The organism is Pseudomonas lini (assembly GCF_030812475.1).
In the GTDB taxonomy this organism is placed as follows: domain Bacteria; phylum Pseudomonadota; class Gammaproteobacteria; order Pseudomonadales; family Pseudomonadaceae; genus Aquipseudomonas; species Aquipseudomonas lini_A.
In genome coordinates this window covers 373,528-385,735 of the sequence record NZ_JAUSSR010000001.1, presented here as the reverse complement: position 1 = coordinate 385,735, position 12,208 = coordinate 373,528, and the positions used below count along the sequence as shown (strand labels likewise).

The following is a 12,208-nucleotide window of genomic DNA, read 5'->3' as shown; positions in this document are numbered from 1 at the left end:
TTTATGCGTCGCGCCCTGCTCTTCGCTTGCGCTCTGCTCGTCCTGCCATTTGCGCAGGCTGCAGAACTTCAACCTTTCTCCGCCAGCTACACCGCCGACTGGAAGCAGTTGCCCATGAGCGGCACCGCCGAGCGCAGCCTGACCAAGCAAGCCAACGGCGCCTGGAAGCTCAGCTTCAAGGCATCGATGATGATCGCGAGCCTGACAGAAGAAAGCACCCTGACCCTGGACAAGGACACGCTGCTGCCGCAGTCCTACCATTTCGAACGGGGTGGCCTGGGCAAAGCCAAGAAGGCTGACCTGGACTTCGACTGGACCAACAAAATGGTCACCGGCACCGATCGCGGCGACCCGGTCAAACTCCCGCTCAACCGCGGCATGGTCGACAAATCCACTTATCAGCTGGCCCTGCAGCATGACGTGGCCGCCGGCAAGAAAAGCATGAGCTATCAGGTCGTCGACGATGGCGAAGTCGACACCTATGACTTCCGCGTGCTGGGCTCGGAAAAAGTCGACACCAAGGCCGGCCAGATCGAGGCGATCAAGGTCGAGCGCGTTCGCGATCCGACCCAGAGCAAACGCATTACCGTGCTGTGGTTCGCCAAGGATTGGGATTACCTGCTGGTCCGCCTGCAACAGGTCGAGACTGACGGCAAGGAGTACAACATCATGCTCCTGGACGGTACGGTCAACGGCAAGGCTGTCAAAGGCAGCTGATCCGGATCGATACGAAAGAGCCTCGCAGATGCGGGGCTTTTTTTCGTCCGGGATATCCCATGGCCATGTGGCTACTGTAGGAGCGAGCTTGCTCGCGAAAAACGTCAACGATAACGCAGCGCTGCCAGGTTGCCCGCGTCGTCTATGCGATTTTCGCGAGCAAGCTCGCTCCTACAGGGGGCGGGGCAGGATCGAGAGAAAGTTATCCCGCGCGACTTTTCTGGCGACGTCTTCCGGCAACGCATCGAGAAAAGGATCGAAGCTGCGCATTTCCTGACCAAGCTTGTTGAAACGTCCCACGACATCGGAGCCGAGCATGAAGCGCTCCGGGAAGCGCTCCACCAGCTTCAACCACTCGCCCCGAGGCTTGCCCTGCTCATCCAGCAGATAAGGCGTGAGCATGCTCCAGGACAGGTCCACGAACAGGTTGGGATACGCCTCAAGCATGCGGGTCAAGGTCGGCAGCAGAAAGTCCAGCCGGGGCTGGTGGCGATGAATCTCGGCGCTGGTACCGGCGTGAGCCCAGATGAACCGGGTGTGCGGATGATTGCGCAGCGGCTCTTCGACTTCCGCCAGGTACAGTGGATTTTTCTCACGCTTGGAGGTGATGTTGGAATGCAGCATGACCGGCAAGTCGTTTTCGGCCGCCAAATGATAGATGCGCGTCATGGCTTCGTTGTTGGCCCGTGGCGTATCGCCGGACGTCAGCGCGGTCAGGTCGTCATGGCGGGTAAAGACTTCGCCTATGCCTTGCCACAGACCGGGATTGAGATCGAGCATGCGCTGGATATGCGCCACGGAGTTCTTGTCGTTAGGGTTGAAGCCTGACAGGAACGGGTGAAAGTACTGACGTCTCTCGGGGGGCAGGCTGTTCACAGCGGCGGCGACTATGACGTCGGTAGCGCTGTACCAGTAGGCATCGGCGTCGTCGCCGGCGTAATAACGTGGGCGCCTGGGTTCGTCCTCGTGCCATTTCTTGGCCACCGGAATGCCGGAAATCATCACATGCTCGATGCGATTGTCGGCCATGGCCTTGAGCAATTCGGGCATGCCGGCCGTTTCCTGAAAAAAGTCCACGTAATGCAGGTGCGCATCGCTGTAGGCATATTCCCGGGCGCTGGCAACGTGGCAGGCAAAGACCAACAGGCAGGCAACGCTGGAGCGGAACAGAGGCACGGGCGATCTCCGGAATGTAGGAACAGCGTAGACCCCCCGGCAAGGGAGAGGGTTCATCAAGACAAGAAAGTGGAACGCTAACTTGCAGGAATGCTCTATAACTTCAAGGTCTTTTTTGACCGACCAATTTTTCTGCCTGCGAGGTTTCCCATGACTGTTACCGTCAATACCGTTTCCGCCGAAGGTTTTCGTCACAGCATCCAGATCGACGAGCACGAGATGTTTGCCGATGTACCCAAAGATATCGGCGGCGAAGGCACGGCGCCAGAGCCCCATGACTACTTCGACGCCGCCCTTGGCGCCTGCAAGGCCGTGACCCTGAAGATGTACGCCAAAAAGAAAGACATCCCGCTGACCGGTGTCACGGTCGAGGTCAAACGCGATAACAGCGAAGAGCAGAAAGGCAAATATGCCCTGCACGTCAAACTGACCCTCAAGGGCGTACTCACCGATGCCCAGCGCGACGAACTGCACCGCGTGGCCGACCGCTGCCCGGTACACAAGCTGATGACCAGCACCGAGGTCAGCATCGAAACCCATCTGTCCGAAGGTGCGTTCAGCCAATAGCGGCAAGGGCTGCGCAAGCGGGTTATGCTCCGTGCGTCACCCGCTCAGCCTGGAATGCACCATGAATTCTCCGCTCGTAATCCGCCCCCGCGCCGAAGATGTCGAAGGCCAACCGATTCTTCGCCCTTTGCCATCAGCCAAATGCCGCAGCGTCGGGCCCTTCGTGTTTTTCGACCACATGCTGCAAACCCGCTACCCGGCAGGCACAGGCATGAACATCAGGCAGCATCCGCATATCGGCCTGTCCACCCTCACCTACTTGTTCGAAGGGCAAATCCAGCACAAGGACAGCCTCGGCTCCGACCAGGTGGTCGAGGCCGGGGATGTCAGCTGGATGACGGCCGGCAGCGCGATCGCCCATGTCGAGCGCACACCCCAGGCGTTGAAGGACAGCGGGTTCAGCATGCACGGGCTGCAGATCTGGCTGGCATCGCCCAAGGAGCATGAACAAGGCCCGGGGCACTACAGCCACCATCCGGCGGCCACGCTGCCGGTCAGCGACAACCTCGGGGTGAAGATCCGGATGATTGCTGGGTCCGGCTTTTGCCTGGAATCGCCGGTGCCAGTGCTTTCTCCTACGCTGTATGCCGAATTGAAGCTGCAAACGGCGACCACTCTGCTCATACCTACCGAGCATGAAGAGCGGGCGCTGTATGTGTTGAGTGGCCAGGCGCAGTTGAATGGCGAGCTGTTGGAACCTCATACGCTGGCAATATTGCCTGCCGGGGAAGAGATGACGCTGTGCGCCGAGAGCGACTGTCACGCCGTGCTGTTCGGCGGCGCACCGCTGGATGGGCCGCGGCGGATCAACTGGAATTTTGTGGCGAGTGATCCGGCGGCAATCGATGAAGCGCGGCGACGCTGGGCGGCCGGGGATTGGCCGACGGTGCCAGGGGAAAGCGAGCGGATTGAACTGCCTTAGGTCCTGAGCCGCCTATTAGATTGCCTTCGCGAGCAAGCCCGCTCCCACATTGGATCGAGTCGTACGCAAATTTTACGGTCGACGCCGATCCAATGTGGGAGCGGGCTTGCTCGCGAATGGGCCGGCACTGACACCCTCCTCCCAGGACTACAAAACCCCAGAAAAAAACCCGCCGAAGCGGGTTTTTTTACAACGCAACGCCGTTAAACCGACAGTTCAACCAGCAGCTTGTTGAGGCGGCGCACATACGCGGCCGGGTCCTTCAAGCTGTCGCCGGCCGCCAGGGCTGCCTGATCGAAGAGAATGTGCGACAGGTCGCCGAAACGCTCGTCGCTCTGCTCGTTATCGAGTTTCTCGATCAGCGGGTGAGCCGGGTTGAATTCGAAAATCGGCTTCGACTCCGGAACCTTCTGACCGCTCGCTTCGAGGATTTGACGCATCTGCATGCCCAGGTCCTGCTCGCCGATGGCCAGGATCGCCGGGGAATCGGTCAGACGGTGGGACACCCGCACTTCAGCCACGGAATCGCCCAGTGCCGTCTTCAGACGCTCAACCAGGCCTTCTTTGGACTTGGCGACTTCTTCCGCGGCTTTCTTGTCCTCTTCCGAGTCCAGGTTGCCCAGGTCCAGGTCTCCACGCGCCACGTCGACGAAGTTCTTGCCGTCGAAGTCGCTGAGGTAGCTCATCAACCACTCGTCGATGCGGTCGGTCAGCAACAGCACTTCAATGCCTTTCTTGCGGAAGACTTCCAGGTGCGGGCTGTTTTTGACCTGCGCATAGGTCTCGCCGGTCAGGTAATAGATCTTGTCCTGACCTTCCTTGGCGCGCGCCAGGTATTCGGCCAGGGACACCACTTGCTCGCCTTCTTCGCCCTGAGTGGAGGCGAAACGCAGCAGGCCGGCGATTTTCTCTTTGTTGGCGAAGTCTTCTGCCGGGCCTTCTTTCATGACCTGGCCGAAGTTTTTCCAGAAGCTCTTGTATTGGTCAGGGTCGTTCTTCGCCAGTTTTTCCAGCATGTCGAGCACACGCTTGGTCAGCGCCGACTTCATGGAGTCGATGATCGGGTCTTTCTGCAGGATTTCCCGCGACACGTTCAGCGACAGGTCGTTGGAATCGACCACGCCTTTGATGAAGCGCAGGTACAGCGGCAGGAACGACTCCGCCTGATCCATGACGAACACGCGCTGCACGTACAGCTTCAGGCCTTTAGGGGCTTCACGCTGGTACAGGTCGAACGGAGCACGGGCCGGCACGTAGAGCAGCGAGCTGTATTCCAGCTTGCCTTCGACCTTGTTGTGGCTCCAGCTCAGCGGGTTCTCGAAATCGTGGGCGACGTGTTTGTAGAACTCCTGGTATTCCTCGTCCTTGATCTCGGTACGCGGACGGGTCCACAGGGCGCTGGCGCGGTTGACGGTTTCCCACTCAACGGCCGGTTTCTCTTCGCCTTCAACAGCGGCCACTTCTTTTGGCAACTCGATCGGCAAAGCGATGTGATCGGAGTACTTTTTGATGATGTTGCGCAGACGCCAGCCATCGGCGAATTCGTCTTCAGCGGACTTCAGGTGCAGGACGATGCGGGTACCGCGTTCGGCTTTCTCGACGGTGGCGATTTCGAATTCGCCTTCGCCCTTGGACGACCAGTGCACGCCTTCGCTGGCAGCGAGGCCGGCTCGGCGGCTGTACACGTCGACCTTATCAGCGACGATGAACGCGGAGTAGAAGCCCACACCGAACTGACCGATCAGGTGCGAATCTTTCTTCTGATCGCCGGACAGATGTTTCATGAAGTCGGCGGTACCGGATTTGGCGATGGTGCCCAAGTGGGTCACCGCGTCTTCGCGGCTCATGCCGATGCCGTTGTCTTCGAGAGTGACGGTTTTAGCGTCCTTGTCGAAGCTCACACGGATCTTCAGCTCGGCGCCACCTTCCAGCAGGTCAGGCTTGGCCAAGGCTTCAAAGCGTAATTTATCTACAGCGTCAGAGGCGTTCGAGATCAATTCGCGAAGGAAAATTTCCTTGTTGGAATACAGCGAATGGATCATGAGGTGCAGCAGTTGCTTCACCTCGGTCTGGAAGCCCAGGGTTTCCTTTTGAGTTTCCACACTCATGGTCATCAAACTCCAATCAGATGGCATAAGCCGCGACCTTGAGGTCGGCGGCGGGTTGTCATCAAAGTTGGGGGCTCAGATCAGGATTTCAAGGGCTCTTCGATTTTGAAATGGGCCCGGGCCGTGGCAATCGGCTCGGATTCGCTACTTTGCCAGGCGGTAATTGCCACGTTGGCGACGCGCCGCCCCTGGCGACACACCAGGCACCTGGCCCAGGTGTCGCGAAATTGCCCTGCACGCAGGTAGTCCAGGGAGAAGTCGATGATCTTCGGCACGCCGGGCGATCCGGTGAAAATCAGCAGGTGCAACGCCGCGGACAATTCCATGAACCCGGCAATCACCCCGCCATGAATAGCTGGCAGCAAAGGGTTGCCGATGTTGTCCTTGTTGGCCGGCAAGCGAAACAGCACTTCATCCCCCACGCGAGAACACTCGACACCGATCAGTTTGGCATAGGGGATCACATGCAGCAGCGAGGCGTAGTCCCCCAATTCATGGGCCTGCTGTAATTGTTCTTTGAAGTTGTCAGTCATTTCGCACCTGCGGCGATGGCGCCACCAAAACCTTGGGCGCCCTTGATGGCTTTACCCATGCGCATGAAGGTGCCGACGACATGGGCAATGGGGTGTTCGGGGTCGTCCTGATAGGCGAAGCCGCGGGCAAAGATCACATCGGTGGTCACCCGGTAGCACTGAGCGAACCCATAGACATCTTTGTACGGTTCGGCGGCGTGCATGTAGTCGATGCGCAGGTCCAGGGTCGGACAGACCTCGAACTCGGGCAACACGCAGAGAGTGGACATGCCACAAGCGGTGTCCATCAGCGACGTCAGTGCCCCGCCATGGATCACACCGGTGTACGGATTGCCGACGATTTGCCTGCTGTACGGCAACATCACGGTGAGCCCTTCACTGCTCGCGCTGTGAACCTGCAGGCCGAGCACCTGACAATGTCGCAGCGCCGACAGAAACCGTGTCGCACGCTCAAAAACGGGATTTTCGGCCATATTGATAAAAACCTTTATGAGTGTCGTGTGGTCGCATAGGCGCCAGTGGGTAAAAGTTCCCGTCGGAATAATCTTATATATCTGTATGAATTGAGGAACTTAACGCTGAGAACCGTGCTCGAAAGGCCAGTAGATATTTTCCATAAGGAGAAACACCCCATGCGTAAGACTTTAGCTATTGCCTTGATGTTGACCGCTTCCCTCGGTCTCGCTGCTTGCGATAAAAAATCCGAGGACAAAGCTCAAGATGCTAACCAACATGCTGAGCAAGCCCAGCAAGACATGAACAAAGCTCAGGATAAAGTGAACGACGCGGCAAAAGAAAACGCCGAAGCCGCCAAAGCTCAGGCTGAATCGAACGAAGCTGCACAAGAAGAAGCTGCCAAGAAGCAATAAATCGCTTTTTGATGCAGGCAAAAGAAAACCCGCCAAGTGCGGGTTTTCTTTTGCCTGCAATCCGGCGCTAGAGCAAAATGCTTCTAAAAGTCGGACTAATCATCAGTAATAACGAACACACTAACCCGACGAACCACACCAGACTGCGCTGCCAGGCTAAATCCACCCAGTAACACAACAGATAAATTACTCGTGTCATCACGAACACGATGGCCAGCGAATCTATAAGCCACCCCGCCGTCTGCGTGGTGTGCGCCATCAACACCCCCACCGCAAACAGAATGAATGCCTCTATACAGTTCTGATGTGCGGCCAGCGCCCGGGCACCGAAGCCGGTGAGTTGCGCCTGCTGTTGGCGTGGCAGGTGGTTATCGTAACCGCCCTGCTCTTTCATGGCCTTGGCCACCGGGATACGGGCTACATAAATCATCAAGGCACTGATAAACACACACCAGAACGGAATACTCATCAAGCGACCTCTTTGTTCGCCTCGGGCAAGGGTGCCTCTGTAGGGGTATAGACCATCACATCAAGTACGTCGGAGTGAAATTCCCGGCGATAGAGCACCAGGACCACGCCGGTACTCATCAACATGAACAACCAGGGACTGACGAACCAGGCCAGCATGGTCATGCCGAAGTAATAAGAGCGCAAGCCAAAGTTGAACTGGTTGGCGGCCATGGAAATCACTCGCGCCGCACGGGCGGCAAAGGCTTTACGCTCCAGTTCGGAAACATGCCGTTCCCCGACCATCGGTGCCGAACCCACCAGGATTGCCGCAAAGTTGTACTGCCGCATACACCAGCTGAAGGTAAAGAACGCATAGACAAATACCAGCGCCAGGCACAGCAACTTGATTTCCGACATGCCCTGGGACGCTTGCTGCACCATCGGGATATCCGCCAGCAATGACACCGCTCTTTCGGAGGCCCCCAGCACTGTGAGAATGCCGGCCAGGATAATCAGGGTGCTGGAAGCGAAGAACGAGGCGTTGCGCTCCAGGTTGCCGATCACACTGGCGTCGGCGATACGATTGTCGCGCAACAGCATCCGGCGCATCCAGTCTTCGCGGTACAGGTGCAGCACGCTGGCCAGGCACGCGGTGTCGCGGGCTTTCCACGTGGCATAGCGGGTATAGCCGCCCCAGCAGATGACAAACCAGGCGGCGGCGAGAATGTGGATCAGGTTGGCGAGGATGAACGACATGCAGGTCCTTGTGATCGAGTGGTGGAACACCGTACCCCTGTAGGAGCGAGCTTGCTCGCGAAGGTCGCGAAGGTCGCGAAGGTCGCGAATGGTGGCGCGTGTTACCTGGATAAACGTGTCGCTCTCAGGTTCTTCGCGAGCAAGCTCGCTCCTACAAGGGGGGTTTGCAGTCTTTCGACGTTAGCGCAGAAGAAAAGACACCGCATCACCCATAAAAAAATGCCCCGGATCGATTGATACGGGGCATTTCTGTTTCTGCAGTCAAACGTCCGCTTGTGGCGGCCTTTGCAACGGCTTACGCCAGCGCTTCTTCGCGCTTGCCCAGCAAACGATCACACAGCACGGCACCCACCAACGTCATCACCGACGGCACCAGCCACGCCAGACCTTGCTCGCTCAGCGGCAGGTGAGCCAGCTGCGTCGGCAACCAGTCCGCCAGACCGGCGCCCTTGAGTGCATCGATCAGGCCGAAGATGAAGGACACCAGCATCACCGGGCCGACGATACGGCCCTGCTCATGCCAGAAGTCCTTGCAGAAGCTCAGGGCCACCAGGGCGATGCACGGCGGGTAGATCGCCGTCAGCACCGGGATCGAGAACGCGATCAGATTGGTGAGGCCCAGGTTGGACACCAGCAGGGAGAACGCGGCGAGGATGATCACCAGTGTCTTGTAGGACAGCGGCAGCACACGGCTGAAATACTCGGCGCAGGCACAGGTCAGGCCGACCGCCGTGACCAGGCAGGCCAGGGAGATCAACACCGCCAGGAAACCGCTGCCCAGGGAGCCGAACGTGTGCTGCACGTAAGCGTGCAATACCGCCGCGCCATTGGTCGCGCCGGCGGCCACTTCATGGCTGCCCGAACCGAGACGGAACAGGCTGACATACACCAGGGCCAGACCCACGCCGGCAATCAGCCCGGCAATGATCGCGTAACGGGTGATCAGCGCCGGCGACTCGACGCCCCGGGAGCGGATGGCATTGACGATGACAATGCCAAAGACCAGCGCCCCCAGTGTATCCATGGTCAGGTAACCATTGATGAAGCCTTGAGAGAACGGTGCCGCCACGTACTCGGGGGTGCCCACGCCGATGTCGCCGGCGGGCAATGCAAACGCGGCGATGCCGAGTACAGCCAGGGCGATGATCTTCAATGGGGCGAGGAAACGTCCCACGGTATCCAGCAAACGGCCCGGGTACAGCGAGATGAAGAACACCAGCAGGAAGTACACCGAGCTATAGAGGAACAGTGCCAGCGGGCTTTCGCCGGTCAGCGGCGCGAGGCCGACTTCGAAGGACACGGTTGCGGTGCGCGGCGTCGCGAACAGCGGGCCGACGGCCAGGTAGCACGCAGCGGCCAGCAAGCCCCCGGCGACTTTACCTATCGGGCTGCTCAAGGCATCCATGGCGCCGCCGACTTTCGCCAGCGCTACCACGGTGATCACCGGCAGACCCACCGCGGTGATCAGAAAGCCCAGCGCCGCCAGCCAGACATGAGGTCCGGCCTGCAAGCCGACGATAGGCGGGAAGATTATGTTGCCAGCCCCGACAAACAGGGCAAAGGTCATGAATCCAAGTGCCAGGATGTCCTGGCCTTTCAACACTTTCATTAAGGAAATACCACACTACTGAATCGGAATTTAGAGAGGGATTTCCCTATGGGTGAGGGAAATGCTGTCGGTCCGTATGGGACTGACCCGTTTAGCGCGAAGCGGCCTTGTGGGCTGCATCCGCAAAATGGCGGCTAGCCTAACGAATTTGGCCGCCAAGCGCACTGTTAGGGTGCGAACTATCCGATACACGACATTTCCATGTCGCGTTTTTGCATTTAAATGGTCTGCGCCTGTAAGTCAGCCATCGCGAGCAAGCTCGCTCCCACAGGGAATCTCCAATAGGCACACGATTTGTGTGCCCGCCGCAGATCAACTGTGGGAGCGAGCTTGCTCGCGATGGGGCCTTCACTAACGACACATAACTCCAGAAACGACAAAGGCCACCCGAAGGTGGCCTTTGTCAGCAGAGCTACAAGTAAAGCGCGAGGCTTACTTGATCGCCCAACCGGTCAGCTCGGACAGAGCCTTGCCGATGTCTGCCAGCGAACGCACGGTTTTCACGCCTGCGTCTTCCAGGGCAGCAAACTTCTCGTCTGCAGTGCCCTTGCCGCCAGAGATGATTGCGCCAGCATGGCCCATGCGCTTGCCCGCAGGGGCAGTCACACCAGCAATGTAGGAAACAACCGGCTTGGTCACGTTAGCCTTGATGTAGGCCGCCGCTTCTTCTTCAGCCGAACCGCCGATCTCGCCGATCATCACGATCGCTTCGGTCTTCGGGTCTTCCTGGAACAGCTTCAGGATGTCGATGAAGTTCGAACCCGGGATCGGGTCACCGCCGATGCCGACGCAAGTCGACTGACCGAAACCGGCGTCAGTGGTCTGCTTCACAGCTTCGTAGGTCAGGGTGCCGGAACGGGAAACGATACCGACCTTGCCTGGCAAGTGAATGTGACCTGGCATGATGCCGATCTTGCATTCGCCTGGAGTGATCACGCCTGGGCAGTTAGGACCGATCAGGACTACGCCCAGCTCGTCACACTTGACCTTGGCATCCAGCATGTCCAGGGTAGGAATGCCTTCAGTGATGCAAACGATCAGCTTGATGCCGCCGAAGGCTGCTTCCAGGATGGAGTCCTTGCAGAAAGGAGCTGGAACGTAGATCACGCTGGCGGTGGCGCCAGTGGCCGCTACAGCATCTTTCACGGTGTTGAACACTGGCAGACCCAGGTGCTCGGTGCCGCCTTTGCCCGGAGTTACGCCACCGACCATCTTGGTGCCGTATTCGATGGCTTGCTGGGTGTGGAAACTACCTTGCGAACCGGTAATACCCTGGCAGATAACCTTGGTGTCTTTATTGATCAGGACGCTCATTATTTGCCCTCCGCAGCTTTAACGACTTGTTGAGCAGCGTCGGTCAGGCTGGTAGCAGCGATGATGTTCAAACCGCTTTCTGCCAGTACTTTAGCGCCCAGTTCAGCGTTGTTGCCTTCAAGGCGAACAACAACCGGGATTTTCACGCCGACTTCTTTCACTGCGCCGATGATGCCTTCGGCAATCATGTCGCAACGAACGATGCCGCCGAAGATGTTGACCAGTACTGCAGCGACGTTAGTGTCGGACAGGATGATCTTGAACGCTTCGGTAACGCGTTCTTTGGTAGCACCGCCGCCCACGTCGAGGAAGTTGGCTGGTTTGCCGCCATGCAGGTTGACGATGTCCATGGTACCCATGGCCAGGCCAGCACCGTTGACCATGCAACCGATGTTGCCTTCCAGGGCTACGTAGTTCAGTTCGAACTTGGCAGCGTGCGCTTCGCGCGGATCGTCTTGCGACGGATCGTGGAAAGTCTTCAGTTTAGGCTGACGGTACATGGCGTTGGCGTCGATGTTGATCTTGGCGTCGAGGCAATGCAGATCGCCGTCAGCCTTGATCACCAGCGGGTTCACTTCCAGCAGAGCCAGGTCGTGATCCTTGAACAGCTTGGCCAGACCTACGAAGATCTTGGCGAACTGAGCAACTTGCTTACCTTCCAGGCCCAGCTGGAATGCCAGCTCGCGCCCCTGGAACGGCTGAGCGCCAACCAGTGGATCGATAGTGGCCTTGAGGATTTTCTCAGGGGTGTCGTGAGCGATTTTCTCGATGTCCACGCCACCTTCGGTGGACGCCATGAACACGATGCGACGGCTCGAACGGTCAACGACAGCGCCCAGGTACAGCTCTTTAGCGATATCAGTGCACGATTCAACCAGGATCTTGGTGACTGGCTGACCATTGGCATCAGTCTGGTAAGTCACCAGACGCTTGCCCAACCACTGCTGAGCGAATGCTTTGGCGTCTTCTTTGCTACGAACCAGCTTTACGCCGCCCGCTTTACCGCGACCACCCGCGTGAACCTGGGCTTTGACAACCCATTCGGTCCCGCCGATCTTGTCGCATGCTTCTGCTGCTGCTTCCGGGGTGTCTACGGCGAAACCCTGGGATACTGGCAGGCCGTATTCAGCGAACAGCTGCTTACCCTGATACTCGTGAAGATTCATGCTTATTACCGTCTTCGTTAG

The 12,208-nt window shown here is 58.3% G+C and carries 13 protein-coding genes; 4 read left to right on the top strand and 9 right to left on the bottom strand.

Features of this window, described 5'->3' with window-relative positions:
• Window positions 1-3 precede the first annotated feature (3 nt).
• Window positions 4-717 (top strand): DUF3108 domain-containing protein, encoded by a 714-nt coding sequence (locus J2W17_RS01895; RefSeq protein WP_307328324.1) that lies wholly within the window; start codon window positions 4-6, stop codon window positions 715-717.
• Window positions 718-888: 171 nt separating this feature from the next.
• Here the strand turns inward: J2W17_RS01895 and J2W17_RS01890 are convergent, their stop codons facing one another.
• Complete coding sequence (locus J2W17_RS01890; RefSeq protein ID WP_307328320.1) at window positions 889-1,893, bottom strand: amidohydrolase family protein; 1,005 nt, start codon at window positions 1,891-1,893, stop codon at window positions 889-891.
• Between the two features lie 150 nt (window positions 1,894-2,043).
• Here J2W17_RS01890 and J2W17_RS01885 point away from each other — a divergent pair, with 150 nt between their 5' ends.
• Both J2W17_RS01885 and J2W17_RS01880 read left to right on the top strand, forming a co-directional pair.
• Window positions 2,044-2,460, top strand: coding sequence for an OsmC family protein (locus tag J2W17_RS01885; protein WP_307328317.1), 417 nt, complete (start codon window positions 2,044-2,046; stop codon window positions 2,458-2,460).
• A 61-nt stretch (window positions 2,461-2,521) separates the two neighbouring features.
• Window positions 2,522-3,382 carry a pirin family protein gene (locus tag J2W17_RS01880; protein WP_307328313.1) on the top strand — a complete coding sequence of 287 codons (861 nt, stop codon included), beginning with the start codon at window positions 2,522-2,524 and terminating at the stop codon, window positions 3,380-3,382.
• 203 nt (window positions 3,383-3,585) lie between these two features.
• On the opposite strand, the gene htpG is transcribed toward J2W17_RS01880, so the two are convergent.
• The 3 genes from htpG to J2W17_RS01865 all read right to left on the bottom strand — a co-directional run bounded on the left by htpG (window position 3,586) and on the right by J2W17_RS01865 (window position 6,496).
• Entirely contained in the window at window positions 3,586-5,490 is a 1,905-nt protein-coding gene (gene htpG, locus J2W17_RS01875) for a molecular chaperone HtpG (protein WP_307328307.1), read from the bottom strand.
• Between the two features lie 80 nt (window positions 5,491-5,570).
• Window positions 5,571-6,023, bottom strand: coding sequence for a PaaI family thioesterase (locus tag J2W17_RS01870; protein ID WP_307328303.1), 453 nt, complete (start codon window positions 6,021-6,023; stop codon window positions 5,571-5,573).
• The gene (locus J2W17_RS01865) at window positions 6,020-6,496 is read right to left on the bottom strand and encodes a PaaI family thioesterase (RefSeq protein ID WP_307328301.1); all 477 of its coding nucleotides are present in this window, start codon (window positions 6,494-6,496) and stop codon (window positions 6,020-6,022) included. The genes J2W17_RS01870 and J2W17_RS01865 overlap by 4 nt, the downstream gene beginning before the upstream one ends.
• Before the next feature lie 159 nt (window positions 6,497-6,655).
• On the opposite strand from J2W17_RS01865, the gene J2W17_RS01860 reads away from it, so the two are divergent.
• On the top strand, window positions 6,656-6,892 hold the full coding sequence (locus tag J2W17_RS01860) for a hypothetical protein (RefSeq protein ID WP_154993002.1): 237 nt from the start codon (window positions 6,656-6,658) through the stop codon (window positions 6,890-6,892).
• A gap of 67 nt (window positions 6,893-6,959) precedes the next feature.
• Here J2W17_RS01860 and J2W17_RS01855 read toward each other — a convergent pair whose 3' ends face one another.
• From J2W17_RS01855 to sucC, 5 genes are all read right to left on the bottom strand, one after another.
• On the bottom strand, window positions 6,960-7,361 hold the full coding sequence (locus tag J2W17_RS01855; protein ID WP_307328293.1) for an MAPEG family protein: 402 nt from the start codon (window positions 7,359-7,361) through the stop codon (window positions 6,960-6,962).
• Window positions 7,361-8,098, bottom strand: coding sequence for a DUF599 domain-containing protein (locus tag J2W17_RS01850; RefSeq protein WP_154851243.1), 738 nt, complete (start codon window positions 8,096-8,098; stop codon window positions 7,361-7,363). The genes J2W17_RS01855 and J2W17_RS01850 overlap by 1 nt, the downstream gene beginning before the upstream one ends.
• Before the next feature lie 295 nt (window positions 8,099-8,393).
• Window positions 8,394-9,707: a branched-chain amino acid transport system II carrier protein gene (gene brnQ / locus J2W17_RS01845; protein ID WP_307328289.1), complete on the bottom strand. Its 1,314-nt coding sequence runs from the start codon at window positions 9,705-9,707 to the stop codon at window positions 8,394-8,396.
• A gap of 432 nt (window positions 9,708-10,139) precedes the next feature.
• Window positions 10,140-11,021 (bottom strand): succinate--CoA ligase subunit alpha, encoded by an 882-nt coding sequence (sucD, locus tag J2W17_RS01840; protein ID WP_007898976.1) that lies wholly within the window; start codon window positions 11,019-11,021, stop codon window positions 10,140-10,142.
• Complete coding sequence (gene sucC, locus J2W17_RS01835; protein ID WP_008148602.1) at window positions 11,021-12,187, bottom strand: ADP-forming succinate--CoA ligase subunit beta; 1,167 nt, start codon at window positions 12,185-12,187, stop codon at window positions 11,021-11,023. Before sucC ends, sucD begins: the two co-directional genes overlap by 1 nt.
• Window positions 12,188-12,208: the final 21 nt, after the last annotated feature.

Excerpts from the sequence above, each read along its gene's own strand:
- htpG (WP_307328307.1), bottom strand. The coding sequence starts at position 5,490 with ATGAGTGTGGAAACTCAAAAGGAAACCCTGGGCTTCCAGACCGAGGTG.
- J2W17_RS01865 (WP_307328301.1), bottom strand. The coding sequence starts at position 6,496 with ATGGCCGAAAATCCCGTTTTTGAGCGTGCGACACGGTTTCTGTCGGCG.
- sucD (WP_007898976.1), bottom strand. The coding sequence starts at position 11,021 with ATGAGCGTCCTGATCAATAAAGACACCAAGGTTATCTGCCAGGGTATT.
- J2W17_RS01850 (WP_154851243.1), bottom strand. The coding sequence starts at position 8,098 with ATGTCGTTCATCCTCGCCAACCTGATCCACATTCTCGCCGCCGCCTGG.
- J2W17_RS01880 (WP_307328313.1), top strand. The coding sequence starts at position 2,522 with ATGAATTCTCCGCTCGTAATCCGCCCCCGCGCCGAAGATGTCGAAGGC.
- J2W17_RS01885 (WP_307328317.1), top strand. The coding sequence starts at position 2,044 with ATGACTGTTACCGTCAATACCGTTTCCGCCGAAGGTTTTCGTCACAGC.
- brnQ (WP_307328289.1), bottom strand. The coding sequence starts at position 9,707 with ATGAAAGTGTTGAAAGGCCAGGACATCCTGGCACTTGGATTCATGACC.
- J2W17_RS01860 (WP_154993002.1), top strand. The coding sequence starts at position 6,656 with ATGCGTAAGACTTTAGCTATTGCCTTGATGTTGACCGCTTCCCTCGGT.
- sucC (WP_008148602.1), bottom strand. The coding sequence starts at position 12,187 with ATGAATCTTCACGAGTATCAGGGTAAGCAGCTGTTCGCTGAATACGGC.
- J2W17_RS01870 (WP_307328303.1), bottom strand. The coding sequence starts at position 6,023 with ATGACTGACAACTTCAAAGAACAATTACAGCAGGCCCATGAATTGGGG.
- J2W17_RS01895 (WP_307328324.1), top strand. The coding sequence starts at position 4 with ATGCGTCGCGCCCTGCTCTTCGCTTGCGCTCTGCTCGTCCTGCCATTT.
- J2W17_RS01855 (WP_307328293.1), bottom strand. The coding sequence starts at position 7,361 with ATGAGTATTCCGTTCTGGTGTGTGTTTATCAGTGCCTTGATGATTTAT.